The following is a 23,993-nucleotide window of genomic DNA, read 5'->3' on the forward strand; positions in this document are numbered from 1 at the left end:
TAAATTAAAAAACTTCTAATAAACTATTTATTTCTATAGATTTTTTCTATAGTTAGAAGAAAAAGGGGTAACTTGCCGTGAATCTCTTAAAATTAGAAATTGTAGTGCTCATTAAGAAATATAAAAAACTTACGATTGTTGCAGAAAAACTTGGTGTGAAACAACCTACTATTACATTCCATATAAAAAGCTTAGAAGAGGAGCTTGGTGTACCTTTATTTGAATTACGTTCTGGAAGATATTTCTTAACGGAGGCTGGTGAGGCACTTCATCATTATGCTTGTAAAATAGATGCACTGATGAAAGAAGCTAGACGGGTCACGCAAGAATTTAAAGATTTTCATAAAGGTGCTATAACAATTGGTGCTAGTTATGTACCAGCGACTTATCTTTTACCAGAAATGATTCATCAATTTCAATGCGAATTTCCAAATATAAAAATAACACTTATGGTAAAAACAGCTCCTGAAATTCGGACGATGCTTCAAAATCATGAAATTGATCTCGGTGTAATTTCTGCAGCACCGTTTGATGAATCCCTTTTAAAACAGACGACTGTATTGCCTGATACACTTGTTCTTGCTTTCTCCAAAGAACATCATTTTTCAGAAAAAGAAAATGTATCATTACAAGATATTGAAAAGGAACGTATATTATTGCATCGTAATCCATCTACAACGAGAGATTTACTTACAAAATGGATGTTAGAACATAACATTACGTTCCAATCGGAAATTGAATTAGATTCATTAGAAACGATGAAACAAATTTTAAAGTATGGTAATGGAGTTGCCTTTATTTCTAAACTCGCTATTGAACAAGAAGTACAACGAAATGAACTATGCTATATACCCATCCCTGGATTTGATTTTCCACGCAACATTTATACGATTCACCATGAAGACAGATGGAATTCTAAAATTATTTCTTTTTTACTTCATAGCATCACTTCTTATGCCGCAAAAAATTAAAAGGCTGTCGTTATGCACGACAGCCTTTCAAACTATAACTCTATTTATTTTTCTTCGCTTCAACTTTTGCCTGCGCCTCTTCAGCCTTATCTAATGCTTCTGAAACTTTCTTCTCTTTTTCTTTCACGTCATCTATACTATCGACCGCTTTAATGAGTTTATCGATTCCTTCTTCTTCTACTTTTCTCCGCTTTGCCACTCTTTCATTTACTTTCTTTTCCACATCTTTTGCTTTTTGAAGCATATCCTCTGCATTTGATGTCACAGCTTTTTCAAGTACATCGTCTTTTTTCTTTTGTAATACCTCATTTGCAATATCTTTCGTCTCTAAATACTTACCATCTTTTAATGATGTAGCTCCGCGCTCCAATAACTGAGCGACTTCTTTATATGCCTTCGCTTCATTTCCTGTTTTCTCTTTTTCCGCTTTTTCAAACCACATCGTTGCATCACTATATTTTTCATCTTTCAATGATTGCATACCTGTATCAATATACGTGTCATAATTACTACATCCAGCCATTACGACTAATAGAAAAAGCATAACAAAACTTAATTTTTTCATGATGTTTTCCCCTTTTCTTTGCCTGCTCACTATACTGTAACATACATGAAAAAGAGTTTCAAAAACTAAAATACTAATTTGGTCATTTTTATAATGATAAGTCAATTTTTTATTATTTTCTTATTTTTAAGCCGACACATCTACTTGTTTTTTTGCCATATGTTGCTTTACTCCAACTAATACAACTAACAATAACCCCCCGCCTATCGTCATCATAACAATGCTAGTTGGCAACATATCTAATAATAATCCATATACAATCATACCGAGTGGTGCGATTGCAGTAGCAATTGTTTCAAGTAGGCCAAACACACGCCCTAAGTAGCTCGGATCTGTCGTTTTTTGCATATGTACTTGCATCGGAATATTTACAATCATAATTGCTATACCCGTTAACATCATAAAAGCAATATAGTAAATAAAACTTGCCCCTTTTGAAATGGTAACTACCAATGGGAAGACTGTACATAAACTTAAACCCGCAAACAAAAACAGCCCAGTATAAATAGAACGAAACGGATTATTCACTTCTTTACGCACCGATAAAGCAATCGCACCCATTAGCATCCCGACTGCTAACATTCCCTCTACAGTACCGAGTTGCTTTGAAGATAGATGCAATGTATGGACGATAATATATGGAAGTGCTACGGTTAGCCCACACGCAAAAAAGTTTACCCACAATGCTATTTTCATTAAACCATATATTTCATGCTGTCGTTTTACATATGAAAATCCTTCTTTTATACTCGTCAAGAAACGCTCTTTACTCTCAGCCACTTCTTTTTTGTATAAATCAAATACAATAAATAATTGCAAAATAACTGCTAAAAAGAACGTAATACTATTTAACAAAAAGAACGACTTAATGGAAAAGAAACCAAATACAACTCCACCAATAATCGGCCCTAAAATATTTGATAAAGAAGCTGCCGTTTGATTTAAAGCACTCGCTTTTTGAATACGCCCCGCATCTACTAAATTAGGAATAGACGAAGTTAATGCAACAGAATAAAAACTTGCACAAATTGATAATAATGCCGCTGAAATATAGATAAAAAGAAGTGATGGTCCAAATATAGTAGCAAGAATAAACATAATAAGCATCGTTAAACTACTTAATAAATCAGTGCCAATGACAAGCCATTTTCGATTCACACGATCAGCTACAGCACCTGCAATCGGACCACAAATCATCCTTGGTAGTGATCCGCAAACGAGCGTAATAGCAAACCCCATCCCTGAACCAGTTGTCTTTAATACGTATAACCCCATTGCGAATGTATAAATACCTGCCCCTAATAAAGACGTCATCTTTCCAATCATCATCAAAATAATATTTCTCGTTGCAACTTTCATTCTTGAATCATTTTCTCCTATACTTATATCTCCCATAATGACTTTCTCCCCTTAAAAGTTAAATTGTGTTAAACTTATTATATAATCAACTTTCCAATTTTTACAACAAAAAGTTAAATACAATTTAACTTTTTAATGATAAAGGAGCAATAATATGGCAACTCTCGGTGAAAAAATTAAAGCGTTACGTAAAGAAAAAAAACTTACACAAACAGAACTGGCAGGTTCGGAACTTACAAAAAGTATGCTTAGTCAAATTGAAAATGGAAAAGCTACCCCTTCCATGAAAACATTACAATACATCGCTGAAAAGCTTGAATGTGAAGCGAGTTTTTTATTAGAAGATGATGATGGAGAAATTGTGGAACTCATTACAAAAATGGAGCAACTCATAAAGAAAAACAAATGTGATGAAGTGTACGAGACTTTACTACCTATCGTTCAAAAAGAGCTCCCTTCTACTTTAAATACGGCTCGTATATACAAACAATTCGTAACTGCTGCGGTGATTATGAAAGATTACAACATTGAATCTTACGTAGAAAAAGCTGTTTTTATTTTCGAAAAATATAAGTTATACCGAGACAGTACGGAAACAAAATTAAAATTATCTTTTGCGATATTCACACGTAAAAAGTATGCAGAATGTTTACAACTTATATCTAATATTAGAAATGATTATGAAGAGAAACATTTAGAAATGGATCTTATTATACATATTGATTTATGTTTATATGAAGCCATCATATTACTGGCATGTGGCGATTATGAAAAATGTGAAGAAACGATATTAGAGACACTCACATTTTCAAAAAAACATCAAGTGTATTATAAAACAGATGTATTTTACCGGATTTTATCTTATCAAAAAGTCATTACAGTTGATAAAGAGCGTTATTTATATTACATAAAGAAATCTGAGCAATTTGCCATTTTTACAGAAGATACTCTATCCATTGCGATGACTAATATTTTAAAAGCCTATTACTACAACACCATTACTAATGAATATACAATCGCATTAAAACATCTAGAACAATATCGAGAAAAACTAAAAGATCAGCCCATTTTTCAAGACGACGGATTGTATTATCTTGAAAAAGGAAAATCTTTATACGGATTAAAACGTTACGAAGAAGCTTTGGAAGCATTACAACGTGGCATTATACCGGATTATATGAACCATCCATTGGATCAATCGTGGCTTACAACAGCAGGTGCATATCGTGCACTTTGTTACGTTAAACTGAGTGATAAAAAAAGAGCTCTTGAAGAAGCAACAAAAGCAAATGAAATGATACAATCGTATCCGGATTCTATTTTCTCTTCATTTATTAAAGAAACATTACAAATAATACAAAAACTTTAAGAATGTCTCGAAATGGTATATTATTCCTCTTTTTTAGCAAAGATAATAATGATGGGAGGAATATAAATGAATATTCAACGTGCAAAAGAGCTTTCTGTTTCATCTGAACAAGCAAATGTCAGTTTTCAAGGCATGCCTGTTACAATTCAACACGTCGATGAAAGCAACGAAACCGCCCGCATATATGAAGTTAAAAATCCAGACCGCGAATTAACGGTCCCCGTTAATAGCTTAGAGGAAATATAAAAAATGCCGCTTCGATTTTGAAGTGGCATTTTTCTTACTTTCATATAAATTCTCTATACCCCCTTGTTTTACAACAACTGAAAAAATAAGAATCTTCTACTTCTTTTCTTTTTTTAACCTGCTAAAATACAAACTATAAATGAATTATTCGCACTATATATTAAGGGGGAAAGATAATGAAATCTGCTTTAGAAAAAAACAATCATTATTATGCAGTTATATTCACTTCTCATTTATCAAATGATACGACAGATTATAGTACCGTTGCCGACAAAATGGAGGAACTTGCAAAGCAGCAACCTGGATTTTTAGGTGTAGAAAGTGCACGAAATCATTCGGGACTCGGAATCACAATTTCTTATTGGGAATCACTTGCGGCAATTGACAATTGGAAACAGAACGCCTTACATAAAGAAGCGAAAAAAAGAGGTCGTGAGCAATGGTATGAAAACTTCCATCTACGTATCTGCCTTGTTGAGAAAGAATTTAAGTTTCATAGAGGTACATTGTAACGATGAAGAAAAAATTAGCTCTCGTTGCTGTTCATGAAATATATGGTGTGAACGACCATATGCATCACGTTATCCACCACTTCACTTCATCTCATATAGATGTATTCTGTCCTAATCTTCTACAATCGCAACATGCATTTCATTATAGTGATGAAGAAAAAGCATATCATTTTTTTATGAATCATATTGGATTTGAGGATGGAAAGAAGCAAATTGAAGAATTCATTACTTGTCTTTCTAATAGTTACACACATATTGGACTGATTGGCTTTAGTGTTGGTGCTACCATCTCATGGCTATGCAGTAACAATCCGAAAATAGATTTTATTATCGGATGTTACGGTTCCCGTATACGTGACTATATTCGTATGAAACCAACATGTGCTACCTTACTTATTTTCCCTGAAAAAGAAGTTAGTTTTTCAATATCCTCTTTAATCCAAACATTGCAACAACAAAACAATCCTTTACTAGAAATACAACAACTACACGGTGAACATGGATTTCTAAATCCGTACTCCGAAAAATATAACGAGCACTCTACAAAGCAGGCATACAATGTAATAGATTCATTTCTTGTAAAAAACAATCTTATAAAGGAGATCTAAATGACACTTACATTACTCTTACTTTTTTTCATATTCATTGCATTTATATTAGCGCTAACTATCATTTTTACAACCGTAAAAAAAGGAGAGTTTTTCAAACGCCCCCACTTACAATCTATTATCGTTTGCATTTTATTTTTTACAAATTGGATCTTATATTTAACAACTTTTTATGGTTTACTTCCCGAGAAAGTTAGCGAGTTCATATTCCTGCCCATTTGGTTTTTCCTTTGTATTTTAGGGTTTATCGTTTTCTGGTGCGAATGGAGAAACAATCGTGTGTTCTCAATATGTATTGGTTTTCTTTCCTTTATTAGTTTTTTATTTGGGTTATTTTTGTTAGTTCTTTCGGGGATGTAATAGAAAAAGAAAGAAAAGCCAACTTTCAACTTTTCTTCCTTCTATGTTTACCTTTAGCTTTCACTGTCACTGATTCACAAGGTGTATAATATATTTGAGGTGTCGCCTTATCAACAAACATCATAAACGTGACGAAGCCGATAATAAATAAAATAAACAACGTTAACAAAATTGCTCCTATCGTTAAAAGTATCATAACACCACCCCTATATCTTTTATGTTATTACACCTTTCGCTATTATATGAGCGTAATCCTTTTTAGAAAAAGAAACGTAACAAAATAATCACAATCACTCCCGTTAATACTGTACCTAATAAACTACGAGTATATATTGCAACAAGAAATGTTGGGATTGCTGCGATAAGGTAATCCCACTGCATCGTCTCATGCATAAATAGTACTTGTGCTAAAAGTGCTGCTAATATCGCAATTGGTATGTAATTTAGCCATTTTAAACCCCAGTCTGGAATTTGTAGTTTGCTAAATACGAGTAGAGGTAAAATACGTGGCACGAGTGTGACAGCTCCAGCTGCTAGTAAAAGTAATAGTACGTCTAATCTCATTTCCATTTTTCAATCACAACTCCAATCGTCGCAGCTAGTAATGTTGCGATAATAACCGCTATACTATCTGGCATAAATAAGTGTGAAACGTATGCGATCATAATCGCTACAATTGCAACAGTAAGATGAATTGCTAGTTTCGGTTTACTACTTATGAGCTGAAGTACAAATAATCCGATAAACATTGCTGGTAATGCATAATCCATCCCGTACGTATGTGGATCTGGTATCCACTCACCAAACAGCCCGCCAATAATAGTAGCAAGAATCCAATTTAAATATGCTGTTACATTTAAGCCCATCATCCACCTGTCGCCTACATATCCTTTTTGCGCTGCATGCTGCACTGCAACGCCGAACGTTTCATCTGTAATTTGAGAACCGATAAATACGTTTTTTAATAGCGGAAGTTTCGTAAAGTATGATGCAAGGGCAGCACTCATTAGAAGGTGGCGTAAATTAACAAAAAAGACGGTGAAAATGATTGCTGAAGCAGGAGCACCGGCTGCATACATACCAGCTAATATAAATTGGGCAGAACCTGCATAAATTAAAGTGGACATAAATGCAATTTCAATGATGGAGAAACCTGCTGTTTTTGCAATTACACCAGCTGCTATACCGATGCTTAAATAACCAAATACAGTTGGTAAACAATCTTTTACTCCTTGCTGAAATGTATCATCGCTCTGCAAAGCTACATGTGCCTGAGCCTTACTCATCCATATCATCCTCCATTCTTTCCATCGTTCTTTTTCCTGTTACGACATGAACTAAATCTATATTTTCACGCCACAACGTATCTAACTTATCAGCCCCAAATTCCTTCGTAATTTCTTCGACCATAATATCGTGCCGCACATACTCTGTAGCAACGAGCACTAAAGCTGGGTCATACGTTGTTACGGCCCATGAGGTACTATCATTTGAAAAGTTCGCAATTAATACTTCCTCTCCATCACGAGCAATAACAGTTAAATGACCACCCATTCTCTTTTCAACAACGTGGGGCGTCATATAATTATGGTGAAACGTCGCGCCTATTTTTGTATTTGGAGCGCCAAATAAGATTGAAAATATATGTACACCTTCCTCTTCCTTTTGACGAATATATGGCTCAATTTCATGCACTTGATCTTCCCATACAGAAATCCATAACTCGTCCTTTGCCCTATTAATTATATTGCATATTTCTTTTACAACACGATCATTGGAGCGAATATGCGAAATTACATCTATTTGTCTCTCTTGTTCTAAACAATTTAATTTCCGGTCTAAAAATTCAAAGGACTTTTCAAAATCTTTTCGCATTCGATCCATTAGCTCCGTAGCTGGTACTGGTACATATTTCACTGGTTCAGTAGGAACGATATGCACTGCTCCTTTATCCATCAATTTACCGAGCACTTCATAAATCATCGAACGAGGTACTCCTGTCTGTTTACTCACTTCATACCCAGTTACTGGGGAATGTTTTAATAATCCAATATACGCTTTACATTCGTACTGGGAAAAACCTAACTTTTGTAATTCCTTTATTATTTCATCCAACGGTAATCCCTCACATTCTATATAACTCTCATCTCAAAACGATACATATATATTAGTAGTTATTAGTATACCTACTAATATAAAAAAACAGACCTACAAAGTCAATTGATAATTCTGAAATTTAATCCAAAAATAAAAAGCCTTTCATCAGAAGGCTTTTTCTACATACTATTTCACTTATTTTAGTTTCAACGTATTTGATAGATTCTCCTCCAAATGCTCCCGTAAAGTAGAACCTGTATACTCTTCCGATACGATAAACTTAACTAAATCTATACAATTCAATCAAATTTATACAAATTAGTGCTTCATCGTGTTCTCGCAACCCCGAGGGGACGAGGGGTATAACACTCCACACGAGGCAGTATCGTTACCTCCTATTATCAAGCATTTATTTTACCCATCTTGATAAATTTATCGAAGCATTTACATCCCTATCGTGATGGCTATTGCACCCAACACAACACCACTCACGTATTTTTAAACTCCACTGTCCTTCTGGTTGAACTGAATGGTCGTATTTTACTCCGCAACATGAGCAAATCTTGCTTGAGGCGAACCATTTATCAGCTTTTACATACTCAATGCCATACTTCTCGCACTTGTATGATAAACATTGAAAGAAGAAGTTTAATTTTTGAAATGAAAATGCTTTCGATAGTTTTTTGTTTTTTAACAGGTTTGAGATAGATAAGTCTTCCACAACAATCCTCATTGGTTTGGTTTTCACCAATTTAGCTGTTGCTTGATGGATATGGTTATTTCGGATATTCATAATTTTCCTAGATAACCGCAGGTGCTCAGTTTTGGCTTTTTCATATCCGGCAGATTGAATTTTTACACCTTTTTTAAATCTCCTAGACATATCTCTTTGCGCTGACTTTTTCCTTTTCAAAAGTTTTTTAACCTTAGCATCTTTGTTTATATTTCGTTCTTTCGTACCATTAGAAGCTACAAACAGCTCTTTTAAACCAACATCCACACCAATCGACTCATTGGTTAGTTCTTGTGATGCAAATTCTTCTTGGAACCCTACACTAATCCACCAGTGACGACCATCAAAGGTAACTCTTGGATTTGATGGCTTTTTGTTTCTTGGTAGTTGTTGGCTTGTTTTCACTTCTCCAACGGACTGAATATGAACTACTTTCTTTCCTATAATCAGTCTTTCATAATTAGCATAAAATCCTTGGATTAAATCTTTTTTGGATTTATAAGAAGTGTGAGAACCATTTTTGTACTTTTTGAACGAATGTTTCCTCGCCTTATCAAAATCTTTTGAAGCCTGTTTGGGAACTTGTGCGTTGATGTCATTTAACCACTCATATCTCTTTCGCTTCTTGATCTTTGTAAATCGTTTCTGTAAAGCTAACTGTGAAACAGATTTTCCAAATAGCTTATAGTATCTATCACTCATTCTTTTACAATAGTTATAAGCGAATCTTGCAGCACCAACATGGTTTCTAAGCACTTTTTCTTGTTCAGGCGTTGGAATCAGTCTGACTTTCTTCGCCAATATCATCAGAAGCCTACTCCTTTACTGTGCGATTATTCGGGCACTCACCTTTCAGATAATGAAAGATTTATTCTTCTGAATAGTAGCGTACTCCACCAGCATTCTCCTAAGACTACTAGGATACAAACCTGTTAATTCCGATACTTGACTAACTCGTGAAAATTTCATTATTATTCTCACCTCATTGAACCCACCATAGCACATACGTTCTATATATTCAATGAAGTTTGATATATTCAATAAAATTTATCTCGTTCAACTAAGGGCGCAATTCCTTAGCCAGTTCTCTTATGAACTTCTCATGTTTTCACATGAGCGCAGACTATATGTTTATCTCTTTAGAGATAGAGGATTTTCCACCACCATAGGCTTGTGGTGTACTCTCGTCAGTTATACGAGATAGTCGTTGAACGTTCATCTTATCCATTTTGACTTAGATGATTCGAGGCGGAAGACCCATTATTCTAATGTTTAGGATTTAACCTTGCACCATCTGATTGATTTTTTCTGCTTTCGCGACATTCACACTCGCTATTTCTAGCCACGTTGTAGTTCAATCAGCTTTAGGGATTGCCCGCAGTTAACCCTCACTACTAGCCAATCACTTGACTAGCAGGGCTTGCTGATATATTTAATTAACTTTGGTTATAATTGGTTAAATAAATCGTAACAGTTAGTTACCCCTTTTTTAATTCACTTAGTTAAATAAACATTGCTATCATTATGAAATTCTATCCTCACAATAACGATATTGATAATCATTATCATTTTATGATGTAACTGTAATAAAAGCAATAAAAAAAAGACTTCCGCTAACGGAAGTCTCTTATCTCAATATTTCATTCGCTTCTTTTTCATAAATTTTATCAAATGAAGTCATAACGCGTTGTGACGCTGAAATCATTTTTTGATCTGTCATAAGATCAGCCATCTCTTTCGTCATATCTACATTTGAATTTTCTAGCATATGGTTTTTTACTGTCCCTGTTCCGTTCGGTAAATCAGCAATATTCCCTTCAGCTAGCGCAAAGCTTTTGTTCTCTCTTTGTACGAGACGTGCATTCGCTTCTGCATCTACTGTTTTTGTTTGCAACTGTGCAATTACTACTCTCTTATGATCTGGTTTAAGCTCAGTGCCCTCATTAACTTCTCTATAAATTTCTCCATTATTAGATACGAAGAAATCAACATTTTCTGGAATACGAATACGTTCATTATTTACATCCATAACATAAGCACCAGATGATGTTTGCAGATAACGATCACTATTTAATGTAAAACTACCATCTCTCGTTAAAAATGTTTCATCGTTTTTAGATGTAACGAAAAATGATGATGTGCCGGCCGTACCGTCATCTAAAAAGAAATCTGTAGCACTATTTGTCATTTGTATATTTCCTTGTACTAAGTTCACATGCGTTGCGGCTGGTACTACAGCGTAATCGACCGAACCGATATTTGTCACAGCTCCATCTCCGCGGCGATATGTGTCTTGTACATCAAATACTTTAGAAGTCATATTTTCTGCTTTAAATCCTGTCGTTTGAGCATTTGCAACGTTATTCGAATGAACATTAATACGCTGCATGTAATTCATCATACCCATAGAACCTATATAAAGACCGTTCATATTCGATTGAATAAGGCAAGTGCCTTATTCTTCACCTCTTTTCTATGATGTTTGCAACATTTGTTTCGCTAAATGTTCAGCTGTAGCGATATGTATATGTTGCTTCACGTCTTGTCCGTCTGTCATTAATACAATTGGAGCTGATGATACTGCTGGAATTTTCAATAATTCACCACTACTTGCTGTTTCATCAAATTTCGTAAATACGATACCATCAATATGAATATCTTTAAAATTTGTAATGATTTCAATCATATCTTTACTTTTCATCGAAGCTGATAACGTTAAGCAAATATAATCTGGCTCTACTTGTCCCATCGTTTCAATCATTTCTTCTACTGTTTCTGACGCACGATAATTTTTTCCGGCTGTATCAATTAAAATATAATCGACGCGCGCTTCTTCTTTAAAATACGTAAGCGCTCTTGTCATTGCAGCTTCATCACGTACAGCGATTACTTCAAATCCAATTGTCTTGACGTAATCTTGCAGTTGCTGTACTGTTCCAATGCGCGAATGATCTGTCGTAATAAAACCCACCGTTTTTTTCTTACCGTGAAACTGCCATGCCATTTTCGCAAGTGTCGTCGTTTTTCCAACTCCAGTTGGGCCGATTAATGCAATTGTTTGCACTTCTTTTTCAAAAACGTTTTCCGTGTTGAAATGGGATCTCATATCTTCCAATATGTATCCGATCACTTCTTCTTCTGTAATCATCGTTGCATTCTCAAACTTCACTTTTAACTTTTCAGCATATGCATGAATGAAGTATTGTTCTACATCGTTTTGCTCTAGCATGCGAATTACTTTTTGAATAATAAACGGTACAGATTCTTGGTTTTCTTTTTTTACAACCACTTCTTCTTTCTTGACCGGAACAACTTTTTTCACAGTTTTTTGCTTTTTTGTTACTTTCGCTACTTTCGTTTCTTCCGTCTGTTTCACAACAACGATACCTTTTTCAAACAGCTTTAATAGTTTCTCTTTCTTTCTTGTCCATTCTTCACTATTTCCTGTTTGCATCGCCGCATATGACATAGAAGTCGTCACGTTTTCTAAATTGTGCAGTACCGATTGAATTCCGTTCGCCTTCACAATTTGTTCTGAAGAATCATTGACAACATCCATTAGTTGTTCATGAAATTGAGCTGTGCCTTCATTCACTTCTTCCTGTTTATCCTCTGGAAAAGCAACTAACATTTCATAATTCTTTTTCCAAAAAAACGGGATATTTCGTTTTACACTTTCATCGACAACGTAATAATAATCTGTACCATATTGGTCAAATAACTTTCGATACAATTCATTTTTCGAAGCTGCTTTTATTCGCATTAACGCTTCTTTCTTTTCTGTACTTTCCATTACTTCACCCCCTACTATTCAATATAGGCAATTTGATCTACAACAATTTCCGGTGCTAATTCGCTAATACAAAGTACTTGCGCTTCTACTTGATAACGCTCAAGAAGCCTTACAATCGCAAATCTGAAATCTTTTCTACGCGTTAGTAATACTGGTTCTCTTCCCATTAAACGAGCTTGTTTAAAGACACGCTGTACTTGTTCAACAACACGTGTTTCTAAATCTAAATCCCAGTTTAATAAGTAACCTTGGTATGAATTATTTACAACATCCGCATCTAACTCGATTGAATCTGAGAAGAGCGCCGCATAAATTTTACCGTCAGGATTTTTCGCATTTTCACAAATCACTTTTGAAATACATTCACGGACGAATGACGTTACACCGTCAACGTGGTTTTGATAAATTTCTTTTCCGTCAATAATACCTTCAATAATGGTTGGTAAATCACGAATAGAAATACCTTCTTTTAGAAGTTGTTTAATAACATTTTGAACGAGTGATAAGTCGATTTCTTTCTTCTTAATCTCTTCTAATAAAACACCGTTATCATTTTCAAGCGAGTTAATTAAGTCTTTTACATGTTGACGCTGAATTAACTCATGAAGATTACGTCTAACGACAACATCTAAATGCGTAATTAATATGCTAAGTGGCTCTAATACTTGATAGCCTTTCATTTGTGCATCTTGTACCATATGCTCTAAAATCCAATATCCATCTTCACCGAAAATTGGATCTTTCGCTGGTTCTGCATCTAAATCGGCCATTACATTCGGTGTTTTCAATGCTAATAAATAACCTGATTTTAAAACACCTTCAGCTGCCTTCGCACCTTTAATACGAATAATGTAACGTCCGCGTGGTCTAAAACTCGTATTATCTTTAAAGTTAATGCCAGGAACGTTAATACCAAGGTCGGTAATAATCGACTTCCTCATAAGAACAACTTTATCACGAGCTGTTTCCCCGTTAATCTTCTGCTTTACAAGGGCTGCTAAATCTAAACCGAGTTCTACTATAATTGGATATTTATCTGTAAATACTCCGAATGAATCTTCCACTTGTTGCAGTTGCTCATCTTCGCCTTGAATCATTTCTAATTCTTTTTGAAGCTCGTCTTCTTTTTCTTTCTTTATTCGGTTTTTATTACGAATTCCTAAGAAAATAATTGTTCCACCAACAAGAGCAAACGGTAGAAATGGTAGCGGAGTGAAAATACCCATCGCAATAAATAAACCACCAAGCGCATATACAACAACTTCATGTGCTAATAACTCTTTAAAGATACCTTCTGTTACTGTATCCGCTGAGCCATCAAATACACGTGTTACGATAATACCTGTTGAAATCGCAAGCATTAACGAACCAATTTGGTTTACGATTCCGTCACCAACAGTTAGCTGTGTATAGTGAATAGCTGCTTCAGCAAAACTCATGCCCTGCTGCATCATGCCGACAATTAAACCGAAAATAATGTTTACGAATAAAATGACAATCCCGAAAATAACGTCCCCTTTAATGAACTTCCCGGCACCATCCATCGCTCCATAAAACTCTGTTTCCATATTTAATTTCTTTCGTTTTGCCTGTGCATCTTTTTCAGTAATAATACGCTGATTTAAATCCGCATCGATTGACATTTGTTTCCCAGGTAAAGAATCAAGTGTAAAACGAGCTGCAACTTCAGCTGTACGAGATGCACCGTTTGCAACGATAAACTGGAATATGATTAATACTATAAAAATAACGATACCAATTAATAAGTTCCCGCCAATTACGAACTGACCGAACTCTTCAATAACATGCCCCGCATTTCCGTCTGTCAAAATCGCTCGCGTCGTCGATACGTTAATCGATACGCGGAAAATCCCGATTAATAACAACATCGTCGGAAATGACTTTAATTCATCCCACTCGTTAATACTTGTTGCTCGCATATAAATAAGCACTGACATACTTAGTAAAAAAACGATAACGATATCAAGTATAAATGGTGGAAGTGGAATTAAGAGCGCCACTACGAATGACGCTGCTAAAAAGATAGAAAAATAGGTTCTTGCAGAATCTATCTTAAACACAAGAGATCTCCTCCAACCGCGCTATTATACTTCAAGCTCATTCGTTTGAATTAAATAGCGCATAACTTCAATTACAGCTACGTATAAATCTTCTGGAATCGTCTCATCTTCCTCGACTTGATAATATAATGAACGAGCAAGCGGACGGTTTTCCACCATTGGTATTTCTTGTTCGCGGGCAAGTGTTCGTATATATAATGCGAGCTCATCTTCCCCTTTTGCAACGACAATTGGCGCCGCATCAACCTGTTTATTGTACCGAAGTACGACCGAAATATGAGTCGGATTGTTTACAATAAACGTTGCACCATCCATCTTCTTCGCAATTGTCCCTTGCAAGATCGCATGCATAAAGTTTTTTCGCTTTCCCTTTACTTGCGGGTCCCCTTCATTATCTTTATGCTCTCTTTTTACTTCTTCTTTTTTCATCTTAATATCTTGTTCGTACTCCCATTTTTGATAAATAAAATCAATAATAGAAAGAACGATTAATATAATTAAAATAGCTAAAAAGATAAATTTAATTTGCCTAATAATTTCAGAAAGTGACGCAGTCCAGTTAAATCCAATCATACTAACGATCTTCTCTAAATTCTTTTTAAAGAGAACGTAAGAAACGTACCCGATTAATCCCATATAAAATAGTGATTTCAAAATATCTACTAAACTTTTACGACTAAACAATCTCGTAAAATAGTTTTTTGGATTAATACGCGACGCTTTCGGCTTAATAACTTTAGAAGAAAATAAGAAACCGACTTGAATCATATAATTGAATAAATGAAAAGCGTATACGAGTATTAAGATTGGCGCTGAAACTTTTAGTAATAAAATACCCATTAAATAAAAATACTCGGTCGAATCTGTATTTTTTCCAATTTGATCAAACAGTACTGCTACAGAGTTTGCAATCTCATAACCGAGCCAATCTCCGAAAAAATAAACGACAACTGCTAATACAAGTATGGAAAATAAATTATTTAAATCTTTACTCCGGGCAATATTCCCTTCTTCACGCGATTTCTTACGCTTCTGCGGGGTGGCCTTTTCTGTTTTATTATCCTTTGCCATGCGCGTCCCCCTACTTCGTTAAGAAAAAGTTAAATAGTTTCGTATATTCCTCAAGCAATACATCCGTCATATTTTTAAACACATAACCGAGCATCGGTACACTCATCGCAATAAACAAAATACCACATGTGATTTTAATGACGTACGCATTCATAAAAACGTTTAATTGCGGAGCGTTTTTTGCGATTAAAATTAAAACAAAGTTAATGATGAACAAACTTCCCATAAGCGGAAGAGCAATTTCAACCGCTGATGTAATCGCAAATAATAACGTTGCGAGTAGACTATCTAGGAAACTAGTCGTCAGCAATTTTGAAATCGCCTCTGTATATTGAAACGACTTTAAAATCGTGGCAACGAAATAATTAATGCCGCCAAGTGAAATAAAAATAATGAGAAAAAATATATCAAAAATGGTTGAAAGTAAAGTAGACTGTGAACCTGCATTTACATCAAACAAACTTGCCTGTGATAAACCGATATCAAAGTCTAAAATATGCCCTGCCATTTTTGGAATGTTCCACAGCATTTCTACAATTTTTGAAAGCGATAATCCAATTACAATTTGCGTACCTGCATAAGCTGCAACGTCCCAAGTTGTCTTTATGTGAGAGACATCAACTTGATCGGCAACTGTAATTGAAAGAGCAAGTCCAACTGTAACCTTCGCCATCGCTGGAATGGATCGACCTGAGAAAAACGGTAAAAAATATAAAAATGAAGTAATGCGGCAAAACGCAAAAAACGTCGCCGCCCATAATTCCATATTCATTTCAGTTCACCTATCTTAGTACGAACGCAATAGCGATGGGATTTTATCAAATAAATCTAAAATAAGCGTCGTTAACTCTTGAAACATCCACGGACCTAAAATGATAATAACGAGCACAATACTCGCCATTTTCGGTAAAAACGTCAGCGTTTGTTCTTGAATTTGCATCATCGCCATAATGACAGCGATAATAATAACGACAATCATACTAACACCGGCAACCGGCATTAAAATCATAACCCCTTTATAAAAAAAGGTTTGAAAAATATCTATAATTGGTGACGTATTCATTTATATGACTCCTATCACATAGCATCAAACGCTTCAGGCGACCGTTTTAAACATAATGTCGACGATTTTTGTATATCCACCTAAATATACGAAAACGAGTATTTTAAATGGTAAACTTAAAATCATCGGCGGTACCATCATCATCCCGAGGTACATTAAAAGTGTACTAATAATCAAATCTATAAATACAAACGCTAAATAAATGAACATCCCCGTTAATAACCCTTTTTGGATTTGCGTTAACGTAAAGGATGGTACGAGCGTAAATAAGGAAAGATCTTTCAAATCTTTCGGCAACTCTTCTCCGCGCACTTTCAGCATCATTTTTAAATCATGCTTATATGTATGCTTTGACATATACTCTTTCATAATCGGAGCTGTCGTCTCCGCAGCTTGACTTACTGTTATTTTCTCTTTCGTCATCGGATCCCAAACATCGCTCTTTAGCTGCCCAAGTACAGGCTGCATCGTGAAGAGGGATAAAAATAGTGCAAGTCCTACAAGCACTTGGTTCGGTGGTAAGTTCATTACCCCAAGTCCTTGACGTGTAATCCCAAGAACGATCATAAAATAAGTAAAATGTGTAAATAATAGAACGATAGAAGAAGATAATGATAAAAGGGTAACGAGCGCAAATAACTGTACACTTGAATTACTCGTAAACTCTTTTCCATTTTCGAAATTAATAAAACCGTTCGGGGCCGCATACGCTGGATTTACAAAAATAATTGAAAAAACGATAGAAAATACGAAAATAACGGCTAATAATGATAACTGTTTCTTTATTCTCATGATGGATCCTCTACTTTTTTCGTTTCACTCTTCACCGCGTCTTCTAGCGCTTGTTGAAACTGATTTCCTGTTCCTGTTAATTGCACAGATTGTACACCGTTATTACTAATAACAGTGAACACTTGCTTTCCATCTACTTCAAATAAAAAGGCGCTCGTTTGATGATTTAAATACACCCCGTCTTTCACTTGAATATGGCCATTTTCACCTTGCTTAAAAAACTGCTGCTTGCGCGTCTTTTTCGTCATATAATATGCACCGTATCCGAGCGCACCAAACAGTAAAACGACTTGAAATAAGGTCGTCATATACGACATATGACTCCTCCTCTACTCTTTATCTTGCATTTGACTTTGCGCTTTCATAAGCGCAGCTTGCTTCTTATCGGCTTCAATTTCAGAAATGATAATACCGAACTTCTCGTCCATTACGATCGCTTCCCCAATGCCGACTTTCATATTACTTAAATACACATCTACTTTATGTCCTAGGTTTTTCTCTACTTCCAGAACATCGCCAACTTTTAACTGTTTCACATCACCAAGCGTAATAGATGACTTTCCAAGCTTTACACCAAGTTCAATCGAAATATCTGAAACGGTATCAATATGTGCTTTACCCGCTTCATTTCGCTTTCCTGCAAAATCTTCTAATCCCATTAATGACACAGGAGATACTTCATGCTTCATATGGATCCTCCTACTCTACAAAACTTTTAAATAAGAGCGCCTTACGCGTTCCATCTTTCCCAATAAAACAATTAAATTTATGCTTTCCATCTACATAACCAAGTAATTCATCCGAAACTTTCGTATGAAGCGGAATAATATCGCCTTCTTCAATTTGTTCAATCTCACCCATTGTCATCTTCTGTTCACCAATCGCAACGTGAACAGGTTTAAACACTTGATTTACTTTCACTTCTACTTCAGACGTATACTTTTTACGCTTATCCGAAGAATGTTCGACAATATTTTCAGACGTTAACTTATCCATAATTTCTTCAACAGATAAGAACGGAATACCGATACGCACCGTCGTATTCCAAAAATCTGTTTTCATATTTACATTCAATAATGAAATAATATCACTCGCTGTCGTAATTTTTAATGCATTCGGGTCTGTCTCCGTCGTTACAAATTTTGGTTCAATCGCAACAACGCTTTCAAATGATTGCTCTAAATTTTTACAAAGAAGCGAGAATATATTATCAAGCGTTAAAAACTCAAACGCAGTTAGTGGTCTACGCATCGTAAAGTTACGCTTACTATCTCCGCCAAGCCAACATTCATGGATATAAATAACGAATGCTAAATCAATCTCAATGACAATTTCTCCAAGCTCCGGGAGGCCAAGATCAATCACGCAATATAAATAATAATCTTTCGGCATTTTCTCCACATACTCACTCGTAAATGGAACTTGCTCAACCGTTGAAGGCTCTAACTCAATCGGAATACGCATACGCGCTGACAACGTCTGTGACGTCTGTTTACCAAATGTAGAAGCAATTGCTTGCAAGCTACGTAAATGCTCAACACCGAACTTCTCCGGTCTATTAAAATCATACTCTTGAAATTTCTCTTGCTTCCCTGCTTCTTGTGCGAAAGCTGGCATTTCCTCGCCTTCATTTACCGCCTTCAGCAGGGCATCAATTTGCTCTTGGCTTAATTTTTCGCCACTCATGACAATCCCCTTCCCTACCTTTTCAATTCAACGATTTCAACGTACATCTTCCCGTTTTTCGTCAAAATCTTTCCGGTTCCAATCTCTTCATTCTCAAGCATAAGACGCACCGTATTTTTCGTTGAATTTTCAAGACGATACAATGTACCTTTCGTAATATGAAGCAAATCTTCAATTTTCTTTTTCGTATTTCCGATTTCAAAATAAATTGTTAACGGAATATCATCTTGTAATTTCAAATCTAGCCAACTCCCATATCATGTTCACGAAAATTTCATGTTCTCTCTATATATGAAATTTCTTATTTTGAAACGTCGATATTTAATATTTTTTTTATATATCCTTGCGTTTCTTTAAATGGAGGTACGCCTCCGTACTTTCTCACATTACCAGGGCCAGCATTATAAGAAGCAAGTGCCAATACTAAGTCGCCGTTATTTTTCTTTAAATAACCGCTTAACTCTTTCACGCCACCCTCAATACTTTCAGCTGGTGAAAATGGATTTTTTATACCCATCTCTCTCACATTTGCTGGCATAAGCTGCATTAGCCCCTTCGCACCTGCATGCGACACCGTTTTCGGATTAAAATCAGATTCTACCTCAATCATTTTTTGAATTAACGTTTTCGGAATTCCGTATGTACGACTTACACGATCAATAATATCCTCATACTTCCCCTCATTGGAAGAACGTATTTTTTGAATATTATACTTCTTCGTTAATTCCCACGTATCAACAGCCTCATTTTTCGTTTCTGGGAAACGTCGTTCAAACTCTTTTTGTGCGACTTGCACTTCATCTACGTTCTTCGTTTCAGCTTTTTCTTCAGGCTTACTCGCTTCCTCTACTTTATTAATAGATTGTTCCGTTTTATTTACGACCGTTTCTATTTTCGTAGATTGTACCGGCTGACTCATATCCTCTACATTTACCGGCTGCGCAGTACCCTTCGTCTCCTTCGCAGGTTCACTCTGCAACTTCTCTTGAAAACGACTACTAACGAATGCTTGTGGACTACTTAGCTTTTGCTCAATTTGTCCTTTCTTATATGCAAGCACTTCTTTTACTATATTTCCAACTAACATAATATCACCTTTTCGGTAAACAAAGATAATCTAATATTAGAGTTTTTTTTTAAAGTTTGCAATAATCCTTTTAAATAATATTGTAATAAAAAAACGACTAAATTGTTAAACTGTTATTTTTTTATATTTATTAATTCGAATTTTTAGTTGACACCCATTGTAGCAAGGATTACAATAAATCTCGAAATTGATTTTTTCGCATATTACCGTTTTTCAATTTGCAGAAAAGTCAATATAAAAAAATGGGGGTTCTTAACATGAGAATTAATACAAACATTAATAGCATGCGTACACAAGAGTACATGCGCCAAAACCAAGCTAAAATGAGTAACGCTATGGACCGTTTATCAAGCGGTAAACGTATCAACAACGCTTCTGACGATGCAGCAGGTCTTGCAATCGCAACTCGTATGCGTGCACGTGAAAGCGGATTAGGAGTTGCAGCTAACAACACACAAGACGGTATGTCATTAATCCGTACAGCTGATTCAGCAATGAACTCAGTATCTAACATTTTACTTCGTATGCGTGACCTTGCTAACCAATCTGCAAATGGTACGAATACTGATGGAAACCAAGCAGCACTAAACAAAGAATTTGCTGCATTAAAAGATCAAATTGACTACATTTCTAAAAATACTGAATTCAACGATCAAAAATTACTAGATGGTTCTAAAGAATCTATCGCAATTCAAACATTAGATGATGCTGATACTGGAAAACAAATTAATATCAAATTATCAAATGTTTCTACTAACGAACTTAACCTTAGTGGATTACAAATCGATGGAAAAACTACAAAAACGCTTGATGCTGCTGTACTTAAAGGAGCAACTGATGCGAAAGCAGCTCTAAATACATTAAAAACTACCGATACAGATGCAGCAACTAAAGTAGACACATTTAAAAAAGCATTTGAAAAAGTAAAAGATTTCATGTCAAGTGATGACGTTAAGGCTATTAACGAAAAAATTGCAACTTTTGAAAACGACAAAACTGTAGACAATGCTAAAGCAATTGACGCTGCTTTCACAGCACCTGCTGCTGGTGCAAAAGTTGAAACTTCAAATGCATCTAGTGCGATTGCAGCAATTGACGCTGCCCTTACAAAAGTTGCTGACAACCGTGCAACTTTAGGTGCTACATTAAACCGTCTTGACTTTAACGTAAACAACCTTAAGAGCCAATCTTCTTCTATGGCTTCAGCTGCTTCTCAAATCGAAGACGCTGACATGGCGAAAGAAATGTCTGAAATGACTAAGTTCAAAATCTTGAACGAAGCTGGTATCAGCATGCTTTCTCAAGCAAACCAAACTCCACAAATGGTTTCTAAATTATTACAATAAGCCATTTGAGTTAGTTTCCTGAATAAACCTCTCTGCTTGCGGAGAGGTTTATTTTTTATAAAAACTTCTTTTTTTTTGATGGAAGAGAGCATCTGCGGTGCATAGAAGCGGTTAGTGCTTATCTTGATCCCCGCTTATGCTAAAACACAAATAGCAAATAAGCATAAGCCTTTTTATCTTTTCATGACCTTTTATTAGCTTTAGAACACTGACTATATCAATCTATAAGGAGTGTCTATTATGCGTATTGGTACGAATGTTTTAAGTATGAATGCTAGGCAGTCGTTGTATGAGAATGAGAAACGTATGAATGTTGCGATGGAGCATTTGGCTACTGGTAAGAAGTTAAACCATGCTTATGATAATCCTGCGAATGTTGCCATTGTGACTCGTATGCATGCGAGAGCGAGTGGTATGCGCGTGGCGATTCGTAATAATGAGGATGCAATATCGATGCTTCGCACGGCAGAGGCTGCCCTTCAAACTGTGACGAATATTTTGCAGCGTATGCGTGATTTAGCTGTTCAATCTGCAAATGGTACAAATTCAAATAAAAACCGTGATTCACTAAATAAAGAGTTTCAATCTTTAACAGAACAAATTGGCTATATTGATGAGACAACTGAGTTTAATGATTTATCCGTATTTGACGGACAAAACCGTCCTGTTACGTTAGATGATATTGGTCATACGGTAAATGTAACGAAACATATTCCCCCTTCCCCTACACAACATGACATCAAGATTTCAACAGAACAAGAAGCAAGAGCTGCAATTCGTAAAATTGAAGAGGCTTTACAAAATGTATCACTTCATCGTGCTGATCTTGGGGCTATGATGAATCGTTTACAGTTTAATATTGAAAATTTAAATAGCCAAAGTATAGCCCTAACAGATGCTGCATCTCGAATTGAAGATGCGGATATGGCGCAGGAAATGAGCGATTTTTTAAAGTTTAAATTGTTAACTGAAGTTGCACTTAGTATGGTTTCACAAGCAAATCAAATACCGCAAATGGTTTCCAAGTTACTACAATCTTAAAAAATCATCTTCCTTCTATGAAACGATTCCATACAAAACAAAAGGGAAATACATATACACTATGTATCTCCCTTTTATTTTGTACCCAAATTTTATTACTGCGTTACAGTCATAACCTGCCCACTACGATCAACCATAATTTTCATTTTACCATCTTGTGCGTTATATAACCCTAATTTATGCAAATCTTGTTTACATTCTTTTACAAAGAAAGGCAATGTGCGAATTTGATCGATATCAGAACTCGTAATGAAATGAATTAAATGATGCGTCATTTCTTTTATATCATGAACAAGCTCTTCTTTTTCTCGCTTTAGTCTTTCATTTTCAGCTCGTAATACATGTAACTCGCCTTCAAGTCCACGAGCATTCTTTTCATCTTTTGAACGCTCTGCAGCCATGCTAGAAAGCTTATAGATTCCTTCCATGAACTGATGTAGTTCATGCTCTTTTCTTTCACTACACTGACTAATCGTTTCAAAATTATCAACAATGCCAGATATAACTGTTACAAGATTTTTTTCGTTCTCTGTATTTGGAACTTCATTTCTAAATTCTTGTTTGTTTTCTTTTTTTATTTCAACAATTGATTCTTTTACAGGCGTATATTTTCGCTTTCGTCCTGGTTTTTGTTTTTCAATATTTTCAAACGGTATTTCACATTTTTTTAATTTGTAATACGTATTTTGTAATTGACTTGCTGTTTTTGGAAAAAGATTTATTTCTTTTTTACTAACGTATTTTGAAATATTAATAATGTTTAAACCGTGACGTTGGGAAAATTGATACACTTCATACAGTAACTCTAGCTCAGACTTCAGCCATGTAATTGTAGATTTTTCATACGCTCGCATCCCGCCATTTTTTTCGATATCTATTTGAAATAATACCATTCTATTATATAAATCAACTAATTCTTCATACTCTACTCGGAATTGTTTCTCTATTTTTTTTAATTCCTCTTCTAGTTGCACATCGTTCATTTTATTATTTGACATGTTTTGTAAAAGATTTAATACATTGATTGCTGTGTGGTGATACATAATCTGTGCCACTCCCCCTCATCCTTTCACAATTCTCATCTGACTCCCATGTCTTTTTAGAAAATAGCAATTTTTTTCATATCCATATTATAACATTTCGAAATTATCTGTCAAATATTAAACATACAAAAATGTATAGAAAGTATAGAAATAGAAAAATTATTTTTAAT

General features: G+C 35.2%; 28 protein-coding genes. 8 read left to right on the forward strand and 20 right to left on the reverse strand.

The window, feature by feature from the left end; all coding sequences use genetic code 11:
- Positions 1–77: 77 nt before the first annotated feature.
- A complete protein-coding gene (locus QCI46_RS19255; RefSeq protein ID WP_353841185.1) occupies positions 78–971 on the forward strand; it encodes a LysR substrate-binding domain-containing protein in 894 nt (297 codons plus the stop codon).
- Between the two features lie 40 nt (positions 972–1,011).
- Here the strand turns inward: QCI46_RS19255 and QCI46_RS19260 are convergent, their stop codons facing one another.
- Positions 1,012–1,536 (reverse strand): COG3014 family protein, encoded by a 525-nt coding sequence (locus QCI46_RS19260; RefSeq protein ID WP_353841186.1) that lies wholly within the window; start codon positions 1,534–1,536, stop codon positions 1,012–1,014.
- 126 nt (positions 1,537–1,662) lie between these two features.
- Complete coding sequence (locus QCI46_RS19265) at positions 1,663–2,931, reverse strand: MFS transporter (RefSeq protein ID WP_264463003.1); 1,269 nt, start codon at positions 2,929–2,931, stop codon at positions 1,663–1,665.
- Positions 2,932–3,049: 118 nt separating this feature from the next.
- Here QCI46_RS19265 and QCI46_RS19270 point away from each other — a divergent pair, with 118 nt between their 5' ends.
- The 5 genes from QCI46_RS19270 to QCI46_RS19290 all read left to right on the forward strand — a co-directional run bounded on the left by QCI46_RS19270 (position 3,050) and on the right by QCI46_RS19290 (position 5,990).
- Positions 3,050–4,264 carry a helix-turn-helix domain-containing protein gene (locus tag QCI46_RS19270; protein WP_353841187.1) on the forward strand — a complete coding sequence of 405 codons (1,215 nt, stop codon included), beginning with the start codon at positions 3,050–3,052 and terminating at the stop codon, positions 4,262–4,264.
- Between the two features lie 66 nt (positions 4,265–4,330).
- A complete protein-coding gene (locus QCI46_RS19275; protein WP_087983182.1) occupies positions 4,331–4,510 on the forward strand; it encodes an H-type small acid-soluble spore protein in 180 nt (59 codons plus the stop codon).
- Between the two features lie 176 nt (positions 4,511–4,686).
- On the forward strand, positions 4,687–5,022 hold the full coding sequence (locus tag QCI46_RS19280; RefSeq protein ID WP_088610064.1) for an antibiotic biosynthesis monooxygenase family protein: 336 nt from the start codon (positions 4,687–4,689) through the stop codon (positions 5,020–5,022).
- A 2-nt stretch (positions 5,023–5,024) separates the two neighbouring features.
- Positions 5,025–5,630: a dienelactone hydrolase family protein gene (locus QCI46_RS19285; RefSeq protein ID WP_353841188.1), complete on the forward strand. Its 606-nt coding sequence runs from the start codon at positions 5,025–5,027 to the stop codon at positions 5,628–5,630.
- Positions 5,631–5,990: a hypothetical protein gene (locus QCI46_RS19290; protein WP_353841189.1), complete on the forward strand. Its 360-nt coding sequence runs from the start codon at positions 5,631–5,633 to the stop codon at positions 5,988–5,990. It begins immediately after the preceding gene.
- Between the two features lie 25 nt (positions 5,991–6,015).
- Here the strand turns inward: QCI46_RS19290 and QCI46_RS19295 are convergent, their stop codons facing one another.
- The 17 genes from QCI46_RS19295 to QCI46_RS19375 all read right to left on the reverse strand — a co-directional run bounded on the left by QCI46_RS19295 (position 6,016) and on the right by QCI46_RS19375 (position 20,393).
- Positions 6,016–6,186 carry a DUF3951 domain-containing protein gene (locus tag QCI46_RS19295; protein ID WP_000602248.1) on the reverse strand — a complete coding sequence of 57 codons (171 nt, stop codon included), beginning with the start codon at positions 6,184–6,186 and terminating at the stop codon, positions 6,016–6,018.
- 62 nt (positions 6,187–6,248) lie between these two features.
- Entirely contained in the window at positions 6,249–6,560 is a 312-nt protein-coding gene (locus QCI46_RS19300; protein WP_000425942.1) for an AzlD domain-containing protein, read from the reverse strand.
- Positions 6,551–7,276, reverse strand: a complete 726-nt coding sequence (locus QCI46_RS19305; RefSeq protein ID WP_353841190.1) for an AzlC family ABC transporter permease — start codon at positions 7,274–7,276, stop codon at positions 6,551–6,553. Before QCI46_RS19305 ends, QCI46_RS19300 begins: the two co-directional genes overlap by 10 nt.
- A complete protein-coding gene (locus tag QCI46_RS19310) occupies positions 7,269–8,105 on the reverse strand; it encodes a TrmB family transcriptional regulator (protein ID WP_149213625.1) in 837 nt (278 codons plus the stop codon). The genes QCI46_RS19305 and QCI46_RS19310 overlap by 8 nt, the downstream gene beginning before the upstream one ends.
- A 391-nt stretch (positions 8,106–8,496) precedes the next feature.
- Entirely contained in the window at positions 8,497–9,627 is a 1,131-nt protein-coding gene (locus QCI46_RS19315; RefSeq protein WP_353841191.1) for an RNA-guided endonuclease InsQ/TnpB family protein, read from the reverse strand.
- Positions 9,628–10,447: 820 nt separating this feature from the next.
- Entirely contained in the window at positions 10,448–11,251 is an 804-nt protein-coding gene (locus QCI46_RS19320; protein WP_353841192.1) for a flagellar basal-body rod protein FlgG, read from the reverse strand.
- A gap of 42 nt (positions 11,252–11,293) precedes the next feature.
- The gene (gene flhF, locus QCI46_RS19325) at positions 11,294–12,613 is read right to left on the reverse strand and encodes a flagellar biosynthesis GTPase FlhF (RefSeq protein ID WP_088610291.1); all 1,320 of its coding nucleotides are present in this window, start codon (positions 12,611–12,613) and stop codon (positions 11,294–11,296) included.
- 14 nt (positions 12,614–12,627) lie between these two features.
- Positions 12,628–14,694: a flagellar biosynthesis protein FlhA gene (flhA, locus tag QCI46_RS19330; protein ID WP_064476528.1), complete on the reverse strand. Its 2,067-nt coding sequence runs from the start codon at positions 14,692–14,694 to the stop codon at positions 12,628–12,630.
- A 24-nt stretch (positions 14,695–14,718) separates the two neighbouring features.
- A complete protein-coding gene (gene flhB / locus QCI46_RS19335) occupies positions 14,719–15,765 on the reverse strand; it encodes a flagellar type III secretion system protein FlhB (RefSeq protein WP_087983205.1) in 1,047 nt (348 codons plus the stop codon).
- A 10-nt stretch (positions 15,766–15,775) separates the two neighbouring features.
- Complete coding sequence (locus QCI46_RS19340) at positions 15,776–16,537, reverse strand: flagellar biosynthetic protein FliR (RefSeq protein WP_001055716.1); 762 nt, start codon at positions 16,535–16,537, stop codon at positions 15,776–15,778.
- A 15-nt stretch (positions 16,538–16,552) separates the two neighbouring features.
- Positions 16,553–16,828, reverse strand: coding sequence for a flagellar biosynthetic protein FliQ (locus tag QCI46_RS19345; protein WP_001098085.1), 276 nt, complete (start codon positions 16,826–16,828; stop codon positions 16,553–16,555).
- 33 nt (positions 16,829–16,861) lie between these two features.
- Positions 16,862–17,620: a flagellar type III secretion system pore protein FliP gene (locus QCI46_RS19350; RefSeq protein WP_001220582.1), complete on the reverse strand. Its 759-nt coding sequence runs from the start codon at positions 17,618–17,620 to the stop codon at positions 16,862–16,864.
- Positions 17,617–17,937 carry a hypothetical protein gene (locus QCI46_RS19355; RefSeq protein WP_000121176.1) on the reverse strand — a complete coding sequence of 107 codons (321 nt, stop codon included), beginning with the start codon at positions 17,935–17,937 and terminating at the stop codon, positions 17,617–17,619. The genes QCI46_RS19350 and QCI46_RS19355 overlap by 4 nt, the downstream gene beginning before the upstream one ends.
- A gap of 12 nt (positions 17,938–17,949) precedes the next feature.
- Positions 17,950–18,309, reverse strand: coding sequence for a flagellar motor switch protein FliN (gene fliN, locus QCI46_RS19360; RefSeq protein WP_000680010.1), 360 nt, complete (start codon positions 18,307–18,309; stop codon positions 17,950–17,952).
- Between the two features lie 10 nt (positions 18,310–18,319).
- On the reverse strand, positions 18,320–19,306 hold the full coding sequence (gene fliM, locus QCI46_RS19365; protein WP_353841193.1) for a flagellar motor switch protein FliM: 987 nt from the start codon (positions 19,304–19,306) through the stop codon (positions 18,320–18,322).
- 14 nt (positions 19,307–19,320) lie between these two features.
- Entirely contained in the window at positions 19,321–19,545 is a 225-nt protein-coding gene (locus tag QCI46_RS19370; RefSeq protein ID WP_000775712.1) for a flagellar motor switch protein FliN, read from the reverse strand.
- 62 nt (positions 19,546–19,607) lie between these two features.
- A complete protein-coding gene (locus QCI46_RS19375; RefSeq protein ID WP_353841194.1) occupies positions 19,608–20,393 on the reverse strand; it encodes a lytic transglycosylase domain-containing protein in 786 nt (261 codons plus the stop codon).
- Positions 20,394–20,650: 257 nt separating this feature from the next.
- Between QCI46_RS19375 and QCI46_RS19380 the strand changes: the two genes are divergently transcribed.
- Both QCI46_RS19380 and QCI46_RS19385 read left to right on the forward strand, forming a co-directional pair.
- The gene (locus tag QCI46_RS19380) at positions 20,651–21,739 is read left to right on the forward strand and encodes a flagellin N-terminal helical domain-containing protein (protein ID WP_353841195.1); all 1,089 of its coding nucleotides are present in this window, start codon (positions 20,651–20,653) and stop codon (positions 21,737–21,739) included.
- A gap of 240 nt (positions 21,740–21,979) precedes the next feature.
- Entirely contained in the window at positions 21,980–22,780 is an 801-nt protein-coding gene (locus tag QCI46_RS19385) for a flagellin N-terminal helical domain-containing protein (RefSeq protein ID WP_353841196.1), read from the forward strand.
- 95 nt (positions 22,781–22,875) lie between these two features.
- Here the strand turns inward: QCI46_RS19385 and QCI46_RS19390 are convergent, their stop codons facing one another.
- Positions 22,876–23,823: a DNA-binding domain-containing protein gene (locus tag QCI46_RS19390; protein WP_353841906.1), complete on the reverse strand. Its 948-nt coding sequence runs from the start codon at positions 23,821–23,823 to the stop codon at positions 22,876–22,878.
- Between the last annotated feature and the right edge of the window lie 170 nt (positions 23,824–23,993).

The sequence above is a fragment of the Bacillus cereus group sp. RP32 genome (assembly GCF_040459735.1).
In the GTDB taxonomy this organism is placed as follows: Bacteria; Bacillota; Bacilli; order Bacillales; family Bacillaceae_G; genus Bacillus_A; species Bacillus_A wiedmannii.